The 15,127-nt window shown below is 65.8% G+C and carries 15 protein-coding genes; all 15 read right to left on the bottom strand.

The genetic code is table 11. The features are described from left to right. The coding region (locus ACTXPP_RS09015; protein WP_443341844.1) for a DUF2550 family protein at nt 1–265 on the bottom strand (265 nt) is incomplete at its 3' end. Between the two features lie 255 nt (nt 266–520). Then, nucleotides 521–895: a F0F1 ATP synthase subunit epsilon gene (locus ACTXPP_RS09010; RefSeq protein ID WP_301495076.1), complete on the bottom strand. Its 375-nt coding sequence runs from the start codon at nt 893–895 to the stop codon at nt 521–523. A 12-nt stretch (nt 896–907) separates the two neighbouring features. Continuing rightward, complete coding sequence (atpD, locus tag ACTXPP_RS09005; protein WP_301524614.1) at nt 908–2,356, bottom strand: F0F1 ATP synthase subunit beta; 1,449 nt, start codon at nt 2,354–2,356, stop codon at nt 908–910. A gap of 2 nt (nt 2,357–2,358) precedes the next feature. Then, on the bottom strand, nt 2,359–3,339 hold the full coding sequence (locus tag ACTXPP_RS09000) for a F0F1 ATP synthase subunit gamma (RefSeq protein WP_443341841.1): 981 nt from the start codon (nt 3,337–3,339) through the stop codon (nt 2,359–2,361). Nucleotides 3,340–3,401: 62 nt separating this feature from the next. Next, nucleotides 3,402–5,036, bottom strand: coding sequence for a F0F1 ATP synthase subunit alpha (gene atpA, locus ACTXPP_RS08995; protein WP_301520948.1), 1,635 nt, complete (start codon nt 5,034–5,036; stop codon nt 3,402–3,404). A gap of 75 nt (nt 5,037–5,111) precedes the next feature. After that, complete coding sequence (locus ACTXPP_RS08990) at nt 5,112–5,930, bottom strand: F0F1 ATP synthase subunit delta (RefSeq protein WP_441579538.1); 819 nt, start codon at nt 5,928–5,930, stop codon at nt 5,112–5,114. Nucleotides 5,931–5,935: 5 nt separating this feature from the next. Next, nucleotides 5,936–6,493: a F0F1 ATP synthase subunit B gene (locus tag ACTXPP_RS08985; RefSeq protein WP_441579539.1), complete on the bottom strand. Its 558-nt coding sequence runs from the start codon at nt 6,491–6,493 to the stop codon at nt 5,936–5,938. A 67-nt stretch (nt 6,494–6,560) separates the two neighbouring features. Then, entirely contained in the window at nt 6,561–6,803 is a 243-nt protein-coding gene (locus ACTXPP_RS08980) for an ATP synthase F0 subunit C (RefSeq protein WP_301498446.1), read from the bottom strand. Between the two features lie 110 nt (nt 6,804–6,913). Then, on the bottom strand, nt 6,914–7,714 hold the full coding sequence (gene atpB / locus ACTXPP_RS08975; protein WP_301498444.1) for a F0F1 ATP synthase subunit A: 801 nt from the start codon (nt 7,712–7,714) through the stop codon (nt 6,914–6,916). Nucleotides 7,715–8,150: 436 nt separating this feature from the next. Beyond that, on the bottom strand, nt 8,151–8,621 hold the full coding sequence (locus tag ACTXPP_RS08970) for a Cg1360 family ATP-synthase-associated protein (RefSeq protein WP_301497549.1): 471 nt from the start codon (nt 8,619–8,621) through the stop codon (nt 8,151–8,153). A gap of 10 nt (nt 8,622–8,631) precedes the next feature. Further along, nucleotides 8,632–9,951 (bottom strand): MraY family glycosyltransferase, encoded by a 1,320-nt coding sequence (locus ACTXPP_RS08965; RefSeq protein ID WP_301497551.1) that lies wholly within the window; start codon nt 9,949–9,951, stop codon nt 8,632–8,634. Then, on the bottom strand, nt 9,948–10,640 hold the full coding sequence (locus ACTXPP_RS08960; RefSeq protein WP_301497553.1) for an L-threonylcarbamoyladenylate synthase: 693 nt from the start codon (nt 10,638–10,640) through the stop codon (nt 9,948–9,950). The genes ACTXPP_RS08965 and ACTXPP_RS08960 overlap by 4 nt, the downstream gene beginning before the upstream one ends. 124 nt (nt 10,641–10,764) lie before the next feature. Then, entirely contained in the window at nt 10,765–11,781 is a 1,017-nt protein-coding gene (locus tag ACTXPP_RS08955; RefSeq protein ID WP_301497555.1) for a N5-glutamine methyltransferase family protein, read from the bottom strand. 15 nt (nt 11,782–11,796) lie between these two features. Then, nucleotides 11,797–12,891: a peptide chain release factor 1 gene (prfA, locus tag ACTXPP_RS08950; protein ID WP_301497557.1), complete on the bottom strand. Its 1,095-nt coding sequence runs from the start codon at nt 12,889–12,891 to the stop codon at nt 11,797–11,799. Further along, on the bottom strand, nt 12,884–14,779 hold the full coding sequence (rho, locus tag ACTXPP_RS08945; protein WP_443341838.1) for a transcription termination factor Rho: 1,896 nt from the start codon (nt 14,777–14,779) through the stop codon (nt 12,884–12,886). Before rho ends, prfA begins: the two co-directional genes overlap by 8 nt. Between the last annotated feature and the right edge of the window lie 348 nt (nt 14,780–15,127).

The following is a 15,127-nucleotide window of genomic DNA, read 5'->3' as shown; positions in this document are numbered from 1 at the left end:
TCTTCCGGCGTTCGGTGATCTCGGTCCCCTGCCTCGACAGCACGATGTCGGACTCCGGGCGCAGCGAGCGCAGCTTGTAGACGAGGGCCGTCCGGGCACCGTAAACAAGAACCCCGTGGCGCCAGTGCCTGCCATCGGGATTCGGCAGGCTTCTGATCACCACGGGGATGCCACGACTTCGGAGGAGGAGGAATCGTCCTCCCGCCATCATCACGCCACATACTGCGATGATGACCACCACGGTCACCAGGATCGTCCAGATCACCAGGTACGCCCCTTCTCGTCGGAAGTCTCGGGCCCATGAGTCTACAGTCGTCATCTGCGGATGGGCTCGTTCGCACTACAGCTTGTCGAACCTCGTCGAGGCTTGTGGAATTCAGCTTTCAGTGGAGTCTACCGGGGTGAGGCAGGGGGACCAAAAGACCGGGAGACCGCATGGCCACCGAGACAGAAACCACCGGGCGGTCTCTTCCATATGGAAGAGGCCGCCCGGTGGTGGTTTTCGCAGGGTCGCCGGCTGTCAGCTCTCCTGCAGACGCTTCACGGCGCGAAGCTCGGAGTCAGCGTCCTCACGCTCCTCCTCGGTCGAGGCGTCACGCAGACGTGCCTCGGCCTCGGCGACATCGACCTCGTGGGCCCACAGCGCGGAATCGGCGAGGATGGTGATCTTCTCCGTGGACACGGAGAGGAAGCCACCCTGGACGGCGGCGACGAGGGTCTCGCCGTCGGTCGTCCGGATGACCACGACACCGTTCTCGACCAGCTGGCCGAGAAGGGGCTCGTGGCCGGGGAGCACGCCGATCTCGCCCTCGGTGGTCTGTGCGGTAACGGAGGTTGCGGTGCCCGACCACAGCTCGCGCTCCACGGCCACCAGTTCAGCGGCAATCTCAGCCATGTGCGTGACCCCTTACTTCTCGGTGAGCTTCTTGTAGGCGGCCTCGACGTCGTCGAGTCCACCCAGACCGTCGAAGCACTGCTCCGGGTAGGCGTCGAACTCGCCGTCGCAGATGCGCTCGAAGGCGTCGATGGTCTCCTCCAGCGGAACGAACGAACCCGGGATATCGGTGAACTTCTGCGCGACGTAGAAGTTCTGACCCAGGAAGCGCTCGATGCGGCGGGCACGCTGCACGGTGATCTTGTCCTCTTCGGACAGCTCATCCATACCCAGGATGGCGATGATGTCCTGCAGCTCCTTGTTCTTCTGCAGAACGCCGATCACGCGCTGGGCGACAGCGTAGTGGTGCTCGCCGACGATGCCGGGCTCCAGGATGCGGGAGGTCGAGGTCAGCGGGTCCACGGCCGGGTAGATACCCTTCGAGGCGATGGCACGGTTGAGCTCGGTGGTCGCATCCAGGTGGGCGAAGGTCGTCGCCGGAGCCGGGTCGGTGTAGTCGTCCGCAGGCACGTAGACGGCCTGCAGCGAGGTGATCGAACGGCCCTTGGTCGAGGTGATTCGCTCCTGGAGCACACCCATCTCGTCAGCCAGGGTCGGCTGGTAACCCACGGCGGAGGGCATACGGCCCAGCAGCGTGGAAACCTCGGAACCGGCCTGGGTGAAACGGAAGATGTTGTCGATGAACAGCAGCACGTCCTGGTTCTGGACATCGCGGAAGTACTCCGCCATGGTCAGACCGGACAGGGCCACGCGCATACGGACTCCCGGGGGCTCGTCCATCTGGCCGAAGACAAGGGCGGTGTCCTGGAGGACGCCCATCTCTTCCATCTCCAGGTGGAGGTCGGTGCCCTCACGGGTACGCTCGCCGACGCCGGCGAACACGGAGGTACCGGAGAAGTTGCGGGCGATACGGGTGATCATCTCCTGGATGAGCACCGTCTTGCCCACACCGGCGCCGCCGAACAGGCCGATCTTGCCGCCCTTGACGTACGGGGTCAGCAGGTCGATGACCTTGATGCCGGTTTCCATGAGCTCGGTGCGACCCTCGAGCTGGTCGAAGGCGGGGGCTTCGCGGTGGATACCCCACTGCTCACCGTCGCGGCCGAGGCCGGGCTCGTCGATGCAGTCACCGAGGGCGTTGAACACGTGGCCCTTGACGACGTCTCCGACGGGAACGGAAATCGGCTTGTCGGTGTCGATGACCTCGGCACCGCGGACGAGGCCGTCGGTCGGGGCCATGGCGACACCACGGATGATGTTGTCACCCAGGTGCTGGGCGACCTCGAGAACGATGGTCTTGGCCACCGCCTCCAGGGTCACCTCCACCTCAAGGGCGTTGTACAGTGCCGGCAGGGCGCCACGCGGGAACTCCACGTCAACGACCGGTCCGATGACTCGGACCACGCGACCGGCAGCGGTCGATGCGGCGCTGTCGCGCTGCACCTCAGTAGCTGTAGTCATAATTAGTCACTTTCTCCGCTGTCGGCGAGCGCGTTAACGCCACCGACGATCTCTGAGATTTCCTGGGTGATCTTTGCCTGGCGCAGCTGGTTGGCGACGCGCGAGAGGTCGTTGACCAGGGCCGTGGCGTTGTCGGTTGCCGCAGACATCGCGGTACGACGGGCAGCGGACTCACTGGCGGCGGCCTCGAGCATGAGCGCGAAGAGGCTACGGGAGACGTACTGCGGCAGCAGTGCTGCCAGCAGCTGATCGGGGTCCGGCTCGAACTCGACCTCGGCGGTCGCGGCCTCCGGGCCATCGGAGAGCATGTCCTCACCGGTGCCCAGCGGCTCCTCGTTGATCCGGGTCTCGATCGGCAGCATACGGATCGCCTGCGGAGTCTGGGTCAGCATCGACTCGAACTTCGTGTAGACGACGTGGAGCTCACCGAAACCGGCGACCTCCTGCCCTTCCGCTGCAGTCAGACCCTCACGCCACTGTGCCGTACCCTCGTCGCCGGCCTCGAAGCCTTCGATCAGGTGACGACGTAGGTCGTGCGTGCCCTTGTAGACGGGATCCTGGGAGAACCCGGACCAGGCACCCTTGATGTCCTCGCCCCGGAAGTTGTAGTACGTCAGGCCCTTGGACCCGGCGACGTACAGGGCGACTTCCTTGCCTTCGCCCTCGAGACGCTTGCGGAGTTCCGCAGTCTTCTTGAGGACGTTGTGGTTGTATCCACCACACATTCCGCGGTCGCTGGTGATCACCAGGATGGCCGCGCGAGACGCGTTGGACTCCGTGTCGAGCATGGGGTGCTCGAGCGAGGATGCCGAAGCGAGCCGCTGGATGACGCGGGTGATCTCGTCGGCGTAGGGCTGTGAAGCAGTCACCCTGGCCTGGGCCTTGGTGATCTTGGAGGTCGCGATGAGCTCCTGGGCCTTGGTGATCTTCTTCGTCGAGTTCACGGACTTGATCCGGTCCCTCAGTTCGCGAAGAGTTGCCATCGCTGTCTACCTCCCTTCTTCTGTGTACTCGGTCTGTGCAGTCATAGGATCAGGTCCCCGCGCTACTTCTTGCGGGTGACGGTGATCTGAGACTGGTCCAGGTCCTGGTCGGCCAGGGCGTCAGCCTCCGGCTCGTTGATGACCGGGGTGCCGTCGGTGGTCTGGAAGCCGCGCTTGAACTCGTCAGCGGCCTTGACCAGCTCAGCCTTGGACTCGTCGGACAGCGGCGTGCCGCCGGCGATCTGCTCGTAGACACCGGCGTGACCGGCGTGCAGGAACTCCCACAGCTCAGCCTCGAAGCGGCGCACGTCCTCGACGGGAACGGTGTCGAAGACGGACTCTGCAGCGAGGAAGATGGAGACCATCTGGTCCTCAACGGACTGCGGCTGGGTCTCGACCTGCTTCAGCAGCTCGACCAGACGCTTACCGCGCTCCAGCTGTGCCTTGGAGAACTCGTCCAGGTCGGACGCGAAGGCGGCGAACGCCTCCAGGTCACGGTAGGCGGCGAGGTCCAGTCGCAGGTTACCTGCGACCTTCTTCATGCCCTTGGTCTGGGCGTCACCACCGACACGGGAGACCGACACACCGACGTTGATGGCCGGGCGCACACCCTGGTTGAACAGGTCGGACTCCAGGAAGACCTGGCCGTCGGTGATGGAGATGACGTTGGTGGGGATGAACGCACCCACGTCGTTGGCCTTGGTCTCGATGATCGGCAGCGCGGTCATGGAACCGGCACCGAGCTCGTCGGACAGCTTGGCGGCACGCTCCAGCAGGCGGGAGTGCAGGTAGAACACGTCACCCGGGTATGCCTCGCGGCCCGGCGGGCGACGCAGAAGCAGGGAGATCGCACGGTAGGCCTCGGCCTGCTTGGTCAGGTCGTCGAAGATGATGAGGACGTGCTTGCCCTCGTACATCCACTGCTGCCCCAGGGCGGCACCGGCGAACGGGGCCAGCCACTTGAAACCGGCGGAGTCGGAGGCCGGGGCTGCCACGATGGTCGTGTAGTCCAGGGCGCCCTGATCCTCCAGGGTCTTCCGCAGCGCGGCGATGGTGGAACCCTTCTGACCGATGGCAACGTAGATGCAACGCACCTGCTTGCTCGGGTCACCGGACTCCCAGTTCGCACGCTGGTTCAGGATGGTGTCGATGCAGACCGAGGTCTTACCGGTCTTGCGGTCACCGATGATCAGCTGACGCTGGCCACGACCGATGGGGGTCATCGCGTCGATGGCCTTGATGCCGGTCTGCATCGGCTCGTGGACCGGCTGACGCATCAGCACGGACGGGGCCTGGAGCTCCAGCGCACGGTTCTCGGACGACTCGATGTCGCCGAGGCCGTCGATGGGCTGGCCCAGGGGGTTGATGACACGGCCGAGGAACTTCTCGCCGACCGGGACGGACAGGACTTCGCCGGTCCGCTTGACTTCGTCGCCTTCCTTCAGCGACTCGTAGTTGCCCAGGACCACGACGCCGACGGTGTCGGTCTCGAGGTTCTGTGCGACGCCGATGACGCCGCCGGGGAACTCAAGCAGCTCGTTGGTCATCACGGAGGGCATGCCCGAAACCTGGGCAATGCCGTCCGCGGCCAGCGTAACCACGCCGACCTCCTCACGGGAGGCCTCCGCGGAAGCGCTTGAGGTGTAGTTCGCAATAGCGCTACGGATCTCATCGGAGGAGATCGTAAGCTCCGCCATAATCTTCCTGCTCTCGGTATCGTCTTCCAGCATTTGGTGAGTGAATCTCTCGATCGCGGTTCGCCGCGGGTCGGGTCAGGCGAATTCCCGACGGAGACGCGACAGCTTTCCAGCCGTGCTTCCGTCGATGACTTCGTCGCCGACCCGGATGACCGCTCCACCGAGGAGGCTGGTGTCAACCTCGGAATGGACCGACATCGCGGAACCGTAGATCTTCTCCAGCTTCTGGGCCAGTGCCTGCTCCTGGGCCTCGCTCAGTGCGGCGGCGCTGCGGACACGGGCGACCTTGCGGTCGTCGAGTCCAGCGGCGAAATCGCACAGTGCGTCCAGGTCCTCGACCGGTCGCGCAACAGGACGTCCGACGACCTGCAGTGCGAGGGCCTCAGTGAGGGCGCTGACATGTCCGTAGAGGACCTTGGCCAGAAGTTCGCGGCGCTTCTCGGCAGCTGCGAGACGGTCGGCCAGGATCATCTCCAGCTCCGACTCCCGCTCGAGGAGGCGGGCGAGCTCGAAGAGCTCGGTCCCGACCTTCTCGCTCTGTCCCTGCTCGCGGGCTGCACGCAGCAGGGCACGGCGGCCCAGCTCGACGAGCCCGTGCCGCAGGTCCCGGGTGTTGGACCAGGTGCCGGCAACAGCCGAGGAAATCGTGTCCCGGGTGGTACCCGACACCTTGTCTGCCAACAGCCCGTCAGCCAGGGCTGCCCGGCGGTCTGCCGGAACAGCCTGGTCGATCAGTGCGCTGCGCAGTGACCGGTCGCTGTCCAGAAGGTCAGCGACCTCGAACAGCTCCGCACCGGTGGCCGCAGCAGCGGCTGCGGTGTCCGCTGCACCCGTGAGGGAGGCGTCCAGCGATGCGGTCAGCTGGTCCAGGGTTGCTCTGCTCGCTGCGTGCACGGGCCTCACTTCCCCGATCCGACGCTGTCGAGATCAGCGAGGAAGGAGTCGATGGTTCCGGAACGCTTGACGTCGTCGGACAGCTGGGAGCCCAGCAGCCGCTCGGCCAGGTTGATGGAGTTCTCGCCCATGTCCTTGCGCAGGTCCGAGACGACAGCGTCGCGCTGCGCCTGCAGCTGCTTGTTGCCGGACTCGATGATGCGGTTGGACTCGTCGGTGGCCTGGGTCTTCATGTCAGCGATGATCTTCTGGCCCTGTGCACGGGCGTCGTCGCGGATCTGCGCGGCTTCCGTACGCGCCTCAGCCAGCTGGGCGTTGTACTTGTCCAGCGCGGCCTTGGCCTCTTCCTGTGCCTCTTCGGCCCGGGCGATCCCGCCCTCGATCTGCTCGGTCCGCTCAGCCATAACCTGCTTGAGCTTCGGGAGCACGAACTTCCAGAAGATGACGAAGATGATGATGAAGCTGACAAGGGACCAGACGATGTCATACGACGCGGAGAGCAGCGGGTTAATGCTGTCCTCCAGCGGCAGCTCTTCCGCTGCCAGGATGAAGTGGTTCGTCATAGTCTCCAGCTTTCGCTCTTGAGTGTGAAGGTCTTGTCACAATGCCCCGTCACCGGAGCACCGCACCCTAGAACAGGAAGCCGGCGACCAGGCCGATCAGGGCCAGGGCCTCGGTGAAGGCGATACCCAGGAACATGGTGGTACGCAGCTGGCCGGCCATCTCGGGCTGGCGAGCCATGGCCTCGGCGGTCTTACCGACCAGGATACCGATACCGACACCGGGGCCGATTGCGGCGAGACCGTAGCCGACGGTACCGAGGCCCTCGAAGGTCGTGGTGGTGTCCTGGGCGAGGATCTGCAGCTCGTTCATTTGGTTTCCGTTCCCTTTCGTGGCGCCCCACCTGTGTGAAAGAGGTAGTCGGTAGGTGAGGCGGAAATGTGTTGTTGTAGATGTCGGGGTTCAGTGCCCGTCAAAGCTCATCAGTGCTCGTCGGCGTGCAACGACTGCTCGATGTAGACCGCCGTCAGCAGGCTGAAGATGTAGGCCTGCAGGAAGATGATCAGCATCTCGAACAGCGTGAAGGCCAGTGCGGCGACCAGGGTGCCGCCTGCCAGCAGCGTCCAGCCGTTCAGCTGCCAGAAGAAGAAGTTCGTGGCACCGAACAGCAGGACCAGCACGATGTGGCCGGCCAGCATGTTGGCCATCAGACGGATGGTCAGCGTGACCGGACGCAGGACGAAGGTGGAGAAGAACTCGATCGGGACCACAAGCAGGTGCAGAGCCGGGGGCAGGTTCGGGATGACCACGGAGGACTTCACGAACTTGCCGAAACCGTACCGCTTAGCGCCCGCGTAGATCATGACGATGTACGCCACCGCGGCCAGGACGATCGGCATACCGATCCTGGCGTTGGCCGAAATGTTCATCCCCGGAATGATCGCCGGCAGGTTACCGATGAGAACGACGAAGAAGATGGTGCCGATGACCGGCAGGAACCGGCGCCCCTCCTTCTTCCCCAGGATCTCTTCAGCGATATGTATGCGGACGAAGTCGACCACGTACTCTGCGACGTTCTGCACACCCCTCGGGATCAGCTTGGGCTTGCGGAAGGCATACAGAAAAAAGGCCGCCAGGATGAGAATCATCAACAGACGGATGATCATCAGGCGGTCTACTGCGAAAATGCCGTTAGCGAACTCACTGAACCAGAGGTGGTCGGGATTCACTTCCCCCGGGAAGAATTCTTTCTCCATGGAGGGGGCATGGAACTCGCCCTTCATGGCCAAGGTTGTAACGCTCAGCGTTCTCTCCCGTGGTAGGGGCCGCATGACACAGGGTCACACGGTGCGATGGAGGATGTCAGGATGTTCCCGGTAGCGCGGACTCCGTCGCACGTCGGCACGCCACCGGGGGTGATAGACCAGGCTCGGACGTAAGGCGCGCTTAAAGCGCGCGGGCCACTCACCTGATTACCCGCACTAGACAATAGCAGCGATTGGCCTGGCTGTGCGAACCAGCACCCCCGCAGTACTTCACTGGACGATACAGCATTGACCCGCACCCGGGGTCACCCCCGGAAATTCCGGTCTCAACTGGCCGATCGTCAGCGGTCTGACCAGCATTCGATACTCAGCTGAATGCCGTACACCCACCGCCCCTCCCCTACCCCCGCACCGCCTCGGGCCCCCACAGCCCCGCCGCAAACCCCGTGGGTTCTCAGACGTTGGTGACCCGGGTCGTGATGACCCCGATTGTTTCCGAGACCAGGCCGACAAGCAGAGCGAGCAGCACGGTGACGCCCATGGCGGTGTGGTCGAAGAAGTCCATGTTCCGCAGCACCAGCAGAATGCCGAGCACCACGATGATCTTGAGCAGCCACGTCCCCAGCATCACCACGACGGTGGTCTGCGGCGAGGTATTCGAGGTCAGCAGGACGATGCCCACGGTCGCCAGGATGAATCCACCGCCGATGGCCGCACCGATCAGCACACCCCACAGCCCCTCCGGGCCGCGGGCGTTGCCCCACAGCGCCAGGGAGATGATGGTGATCACCAGCACGGCGACCGCACCCCACTTCGCGGCACGCAGCAGCGGACGCCGGTGGTCGGCGACATCGCCGTCGTCACTGACGTTGATGTCCGGCAGGTCGGCCGGGGACTGGGACGGGGTGTTGTTCTGCTCGCTCACGGACTACACCCTAGCGTCCGCGGCCCCCAGGTCCCATCTTGCCCACGTTACGGCGGGTGGACGCACCCGTCCGGGGCAGCGGGGTCGTCGCGGTCGGCGGAGTTTTCGTGACGGCCTTCGGAGCATGCGGTTCCGAGGGTGGGACCGTCTCCGACACCGCGGCTACTGTGGTTCTGCCCCGCCACAAAGGCACGACGGTGAACCCCAGTGCCAGCAGGATCGCCACCCCGAAGATCGTCGCTGCCACACCCAACGGGAAGACCGTGGAACCCACCGCCCCCAGTGCCACCACCCCGACCCAGGCGTAGAGCACCAGGACGACCTGCTTCTGGGAATGCCCCAGGCGCAGCAGCCGGTGGTGCAGGTGCTGCTTGTCGGGGGCGAACGGGCTCTTGCCTGCCTTGAGTCGGCGGAAGACCGCCATCAGCAGGTCCAGCATCGGGATGAACAGTGCGGCAATGACAACCAGCATCGGGGTCAGCAACGCCAGCAGGTCGGCCGGGCCGTAGAGGGCCATGTTGATCCGCCCGGAGGCCGAGACACTCGCCGCGGCCAGCAGCAGGCCGATGAGCATGGAGCCTGAGTCCCCCATGAAGATGCGCGCCGGCGAGAAGTTGTGCGGTAGGAATCCCAGGCACACTCCCAGCAGGCCGGCGGAGATCATCGCCGGCGGGTAGGCGCTGACGGTACCTCCCTGGTCATGCAGGATCGTCAGCGAGTAGATCAGCAGGGTCGCCGCAGCGATCGCGCCCAACCCGGCCGCCAGGCCGTCCAACCCGTCGACGAAGTTCATCGCGTTGATGATCGCGACCGTCAACAATGCAGTCAAGATCGTTGACTGGACCTGATCCAGGATCAGCGTGGTGCCGCCACCGAACGGAGAGTAGATGAGATACCAGGACAGCCCTGCGAGGCTCATGACGACGGAGCCGGCGACCTGGCCGCCGAGCTTGAGTACCCAGGAGATGTCGAAAAGGTCGTCGACGACACCGACCACCACGATGACGAAGGCCGCGGTCATCACCGCCACCATGTCCGGGGTGATCGGAGGGAAACCCCGGTTGAGCGCCGGCAGTTGGCTGGCAACCAGGACCGCGACGACGAAACCGGTGAACATCGCCACACCACCCAGCCGTGGGGTGGGGACGGTGTGGACATCGCGGGCACGGGGCTTGGCGAGACGTCCGTACCGCAGCATCAGCATCCGGATGATCCCGGTCGTGAGATATGTCGTCACCAGTCCCACGAGGAGGACCAGCGCGAGCTCCCGGAACGGAACGCCGACGACCGACCACGACGCCGCGTGCACCAGCACGCGCTCACCGGTCATCCGTTCGCCACCCCGGAGGTTCCGCCGGCCGTGTCCTGTCCCAGCAGCAGTTCGGCCGGCACGCCGAGCACCTCAGCGACCCGGGTTGCCGGGATCGCCCCTTCGCGGAGGATGCGCGGGCGCATCCCGGACAGGTCCACGATGGTGGACGCGGTGCCGATGGTGGCCGGGCCACCGTCGAGGTAGACCGAGACGGAGTCCCGGAGCTGGTCGCGGGCCTGCTCCGCGGAGAGTGCCGGCGGATGCCCGTGGATGTTCGCACTCGAGACCGCCATCGGGCCGGTCTGCTGCAGCAGTTCGATCGCCAGCGGCTGCAACGGCATACGCAGGGCCACGGTGCCGCGGGTGTCGCCGAGGTTCCACGGCAGGCTCGGGGCCTGGTGGGTCACGATCGTCAGGCCGCCGGGCCAGAAGGCCTCGGTCAACAGGCGCAGGTTCTCGGTGTAGTCCCGGACCAGGCCGGTGACCGTGGTCCACGAGCCGATGAGTACCGGCACCGGCATGTCCGGACCGCGGCGCTTGGCCCGCAGCAGTGCGCTGACCGCGTCATTGTCGAAGGCGTCTGCACCGATGCCGTACACCGTGTCCGTCGGCAGGACGATCAGCCGCCCGCCCTTCACCGCACCGAGTGCTGCGGCGAGGCCGGCCTCACGCGTCTCGGAGGCCGTGCAGTCGTAGGTCTGTGGCATGGTGGACCGTTCGTCCCTTCGGATGTGTCGCTAGTACGTCGGTTAGGTTATCGGGTCCACTGTAGTCCCGGGCCGCTTCAAAGACAGCCCCCGGGTCCGGGGCGGTGGCCGGGGTTGTCTCGGGTTAGTGGTCCGGACGGTGCCCGGGGTCCCGGTGCACCCGTCCGGTGACGAAGCGGTCGCGTCCGGCGAAGTCCCGGTACTGCTCCAGGTCCTGTACCCCGACCTGTGCGAGCAGGTCGCGCACACCTGCACCATTGCTGTCGTCATGCTCGATACCGACCACCGCCACCGGCGCGGCGGCCACATCCACGACCTCGGCCATGGTCCGCAGCAGATCGAGTCCGTCGGCCCCGGAGAACACCGCACGGTGCGGGTCCTGCCGGACCTCGGGTGACACCTCCGTGCTCTCCGGGACGTACGGCGGGTTGGAGACCACCACGTCCGCCGCGGCGACCAGTCCGTGGCGAACCAGCGGTGCCGGGGTGGAGACATCCGCCTGGTGGAACTCGATGGCGATCCGGTTGCTGATGAACCCCTGGTCCACCCAGCTCGCAGTGGCCTGGGTCGCCGCGGTGACCGCTGCCGGGTCGATTTCCAGACCGACCAGGCGCAGGTCCACCCGGTCGGCGATCCCACGGGTGGTGAGCAGATGGGCCAACCCCAGGGTCACCGTCCCCGGGCCGCTGCACAGGTCGATGACCGTGACCGAGGGCTCGGAGAGTCGGGCGGTGAGAATGTCGGACGCACCGGTGAAGACCGCGACCCGGTCCTCCACCTGCCCGGCCGCCCACTCGATGAGCAGGTCGGTCTCCGGACGGGGGATGAACAGTCCGGGGGCCACCGGAAGATCCAGTCCCACCACGGTGCCTACGCCCAGGATCAGCTGGAGTGGTTCGCGGGCGACCCGGCGGGCCAGCAGATCCCCGAAGCCGGGCGGCGCCGGGTCACCGCCGCGCAGGACGAGATCCATGGCGGTGACCGGTGCCGTTGTCCGGATGTCAGCCTCGCGGTTGATGGCCTCCGCCATGAGGATGCGGGCATCGTGGGCGGCGGACTCCACGCCCGCCGCCGACAGCTCGGCCACCGCGGAACGCAGCACCTGGGACACTGTCTGGGGCTCTGTCTGGGACTCTGTCACGGAGAGTTCCAGCTACTACTCCCCCGCCTCGAGGCGGGCCTTGCGGTCGGCGTCCTGCAGCGCGCCGAAGAGCGCGTCGAGGTCGCCGTCCAGCACGGCGTCAAGGTTGTTGGCCTTGTAGCCGATGCGGTGGTCGGAGACCCGGGACTCCGGGAAGTTGTAGGTACGGATGCGCTCCGAGCGGTCCATGGTGCGGATCTGTGCCGCGCGGCCCTCGGCGGCGACGGCGTCCGCCTCCTCCTCCTTCATCTGCTGGAGGCGGGCGGCGAGCACCTGCATGGCGCGCGCCTTGTTCTGGATCTGCGAACGTTCCTTCTGACAGGTCACCACGATATTGGTGGGCAGGTGGGTGATACGCACCGCCGAGTCCGTGGTGTTCACGCCCTGACCACCCTTACCGGAGGAACGGTAGACGTCGACGCGGATGTCCTTGTCGTCGATCTGCACGTCCTCGACCTCGTCAGGCTCCGGGTAGACCAGTACACCGGCGGCCGAGGTCTGGATGCGCCCCTGGGACTCGGTGACCGGGATACGCTGCACGCGGTGCACGCCACCCTCGAACTTGAAGACGCTCCACGCACCGTCGCGGCTGGGCTGCTTGGACCGCACCGACATGGTCATGTCCTTCACACCGCCCAGGTCGGTCTCGTTGGCGTCGAGGACCTCGAAGGTGAAACCGTGCTTCTCACCGAAGCGCTGGTACATGCGTGCCAGCTCGCCGGCGAACAGTGCGGCCTCCTCGCCACCGGCGCCGGACTTGATCTCCATGACGACGTCGTCGCTGTCGTGGGGGTCACGGGGTGCCAGCAGGTCGGTGAGCTTCTCCTCCAGGGTGGGGATCTCGGCGGCGAGGCGCTCGGCCTCGGCGGCGAACTCGGCGTCCTCCCCTGCCATCTCCGCGGCGACCTCGTGGTCCTCGCGGGCCTGGACCAGGGCGTTGTACGTCTGGATCACCGGCTGCAGTTCACTGAAGCGCTTGGAGACCTTGCGGGCCGCCGAGGCGTCGTTGTGCAGTTCCGGGTCGGAGAGCTGCATCTCCAGGCCCTGGTACTCCGACAGGATGTCGTCGATCTTGGACGGCGAACCGCCCGCCACGCTCTGGTCACTCATCGTCTTCACCTGCCAGCGGTGCCGAGGAGGCGATCTGCAGCATGAAGTCGCGGTTGGTCTTGGACTTCTTCAACTGCTTGAGCAGCAGGTCGATGGCGGCCTGGGGGTCCAGCGCGGAGAGGATGCGGCGCAGCTTGTGCATCAGGCGCGCCTCCTCCGGGCCGAACAGCAGCTCGTCCTTACGGGTGCCGGACGGGTTGACGTCGACCGCCGGGAACATCCGGCGCTCGGCGATCTTACGGTCCAGCTTCAGCTCGGCATTGCCGGTGCCCTTGAACTCCTCGAAGATCACCGTGTCGCCGGCGGAGCCGGTCTCCACCATGGCGGTGGCGATGATGGTCAGCGAGCCACCGTCCTCGATGTTGCGGGCTGCACCCAGGAACCGCTTCGGCGGGTAGAGCGCATTGGAGTCCACACCACCGGAGAGGATGCGGCCCGAGGCCGGGGAGGAGTTGTTGTAGGCGCGGCCCAGGCGGGTGATGGAGTCCAGCAGGACCACGACGTCCTTGCCCTGCTCCACCAGGCGCTTGGCACGCTCGATGGCAAGCTCGGCGACAGCGGTGTGCTCGTTGGGCGGGCGGTCGAAGGTCGAGGCGATGACCTCACCCTTGACGCTGCGCTGCATGTCGGTGACTTCCTCGGGACGCTCGTCGACAAGGACGACCATGAGGTAGCACTCCGGGTTGTTCACCGCGATGGCGTTGGCGATGTCCTGCAGGATCGTGGTCTTACCGGCCTTGGGCGGGGACACGATCAGGGCACGCTGGCCCTTACCGATCGGCATGATCAGGTCGATCACCCGCGTGGTCAGCACCTTCGGTTCGGTCTCCAGACGCAGTCGCTGGTTGGGGTACAGCGGGGTCATGCTGGTGAATTTCGGACGCTGCGATGCCTGGTCGGGGGTCAGTCCGTTGACCGTGTCCACCGAGTGCAGCGGGATGTACTTCTGACGGTTGCGGCCGCGTCCGCCGCCACCGCCGGCCTGCTGGCTCTTGGCGCCCGGGCGGATGGAACCGGTGACCGCGTCGCCGTGGCGCATGCCGTACTTGCGCACCAACTGGATCGGGACGTACACGTCGGTCGCTCCGGCGTGGTAGCCGGTGGTGCGGATGAAGGCGGTGTTCGCGTCGGCGAAGTCGAGGATGCCGGCGACCGGCGTGGCCGGCTCGTTGTTCTGGCCGCCCTGCTGACCACCCTGCTGCTGGCCACCACGGTTCCGGTCGCCCCGGTCGTTACGATCGTTGCGGTCACCACGGTCGCGGTTGCCCCGCCCCTGGCCGTCGCCACCTTGTTTGCCGTTGTTCTGGCGGCCCTGGTTGTCGTTGCGCCCCTGATTCTGGCCCTGGTCCTGACCCTGGTTCTGGCCCTGGTCATGGCCGCCCTTACCCCGGTTGCGACGGTTACGCCGGTTACGTCGTCCTCGACGACCCCCCTCGTCCTCGCCACGCTCATTGTCACCACGGTCACCACGGTCACCACGGTCACCACGGTCACTGCGGTCACTGCGGTTGCCGCGCTGGTCGCGGTCGTTACGGTCCTCCCGTCCGCCCTGGTCGGATCCCTCGGAATCACTGTCCTGGGCGGTGGACGGTGACGCATTCGACGAGGCCGTGGAAACAGTATCGGCCTTGCTGTCTGCCTTGCTGTCCGCAGCAGCGCCGGAGTCCTTGGCCCCCGAAGTGCCGGAGGTGGACATCCCCACGCCGGAGGTCCCGCCGCGTCCGGCACTGCCGATACCGGCAGCGGCGATGGCCGACACCAGGTCCCCCTTCCTCATCCCGGAGGTTCCCCGCAGCCCCTGCGACGCAGCAATCTGCTTGAGTTCCGCCAGTTTAAGGGTGGCAAGTCCGTCATTCTGTGCCCTGGAGACGATGTCCGGCAAAGTCAAAGGTGTCCTTTCGGTTCACCCCCGGTGTCGTCGCCCCGCACTCCCCGACCACCGTGGCTTCGGCCACGCAGCGGGAACACCAGGATGGCAATGCGGGCACCCAGGTGCCCAGGAATCCTGGCGACGGAACAACGGGAGGTGACGTGCTCTCGTGAGTCGTCGAATTATGGACGGATGCCACGGCTACGGCACCTGTGGAAGGTGTCTGACCGGCCTGAAAATGGCGTTCGGTGGTGAAATTCCGTGGATCCGGATGACCCAACACCGTCTCGGACCGCACCTACGGCACCGGCGTGGCCGGGCCTGCGGGATGACGGTGGTTGGTTCTCGGTTGCGATAGTACCACCG

It is taken from the genome of Candidatus Corynebacterium faecigallinarum, from assembly GCF_052264515.1.
In the GTDB taxonomy this organism is placed as follows: Bacteria; Actinomycetota; Actinomycetes; order Mycobacteriales; family Mycobacteriaceae; genus Corynebacterium; species Corynebacterium faecigallinarum.
The sequence above is the reverse complement of the archived record's forward strand: the minus strand, read 5'-3'. Positions and strand labels throughout refer to the sequence as shown.

What these genes read in the sequence shown, in the direction of transcription:
- ACTXPP_RS09010 (WP_301495076.1), bottom strand. Translation starts at nt 895, where the DNA reads ATGGCTGAGATTGCCGCTGAACTGGTGGCCGTGGAGCGCGAGCTGTGG.
- atpD (WP_301524614.1), bottom strand. Translation starts at nt 2,356, where the DNA reads ATGACTACAGCTACTGAGGTGCAGCGCGACAGCGCCGCATCGACCGCT.
- ACTXPP_RS09000 (WP_443341841.1), bottom strand. Translation starts at nt 3,339, where the DNA reads ATGGCAACTCTTCGCGAACTGAGGGACCGGATCAAGTCCGTGAACTCG.
- atpA (WP_301520948.1), bottom strand. Translation starts at nt 5,036, where the DNA reads ATGGCGGAGCTTACGATCTCCTCCGATGAGATCCGTAGCGCTATTGCG.
- ACTXPP_RS08985 (WP_441579539.1), bottom strand. Translation starts at nt 6,493, where the DNA reads ATGACGAACCACTTCATCCTGGCAGCGGAAGAGCTGCCGCTGGAGGAC.
- ACTXPP_RS08980 (WP_301498446.1), bottom strand. Translation starts at nt 6,803, where the DNA reads ATGAACGAGCTGCAGATCCTCGCCCAGGACACCACCACGACCTTCGAG.
- atpB (WP_301498444.1), bottom strand. Translation starts at nt 7,714, where the DNA reads ATGAAGGGCGAGTTCCATGCCCCCTCCATGGAGAAAGAATTCTTCCCG.
- ACTXPP_RS08965 (WP_301497551.1), bottom strand. Translation starts at nt 9,951, where the DNA reads ATGACCGGTGAGCGCGTGCTGGTGCACGCGGCGTCGTGGTCGGTCGTC.
- ACTXPP_RS08960 (WP_301497553.1), bottom strand. Translation starts at nt 10,640, where the DNA reads ATGCCACAGACCTACGACTGCACGGCCTCCGAGACGCGTGAGGCCGGC.
- prfA (WP_301497557.1), bottom strand. Translation starts at nt 12,891, where the DNA reads ATGAGTGACCAGAGCGTGGCGGGCGGTTCGCCGTCCAAGATCGACGAC.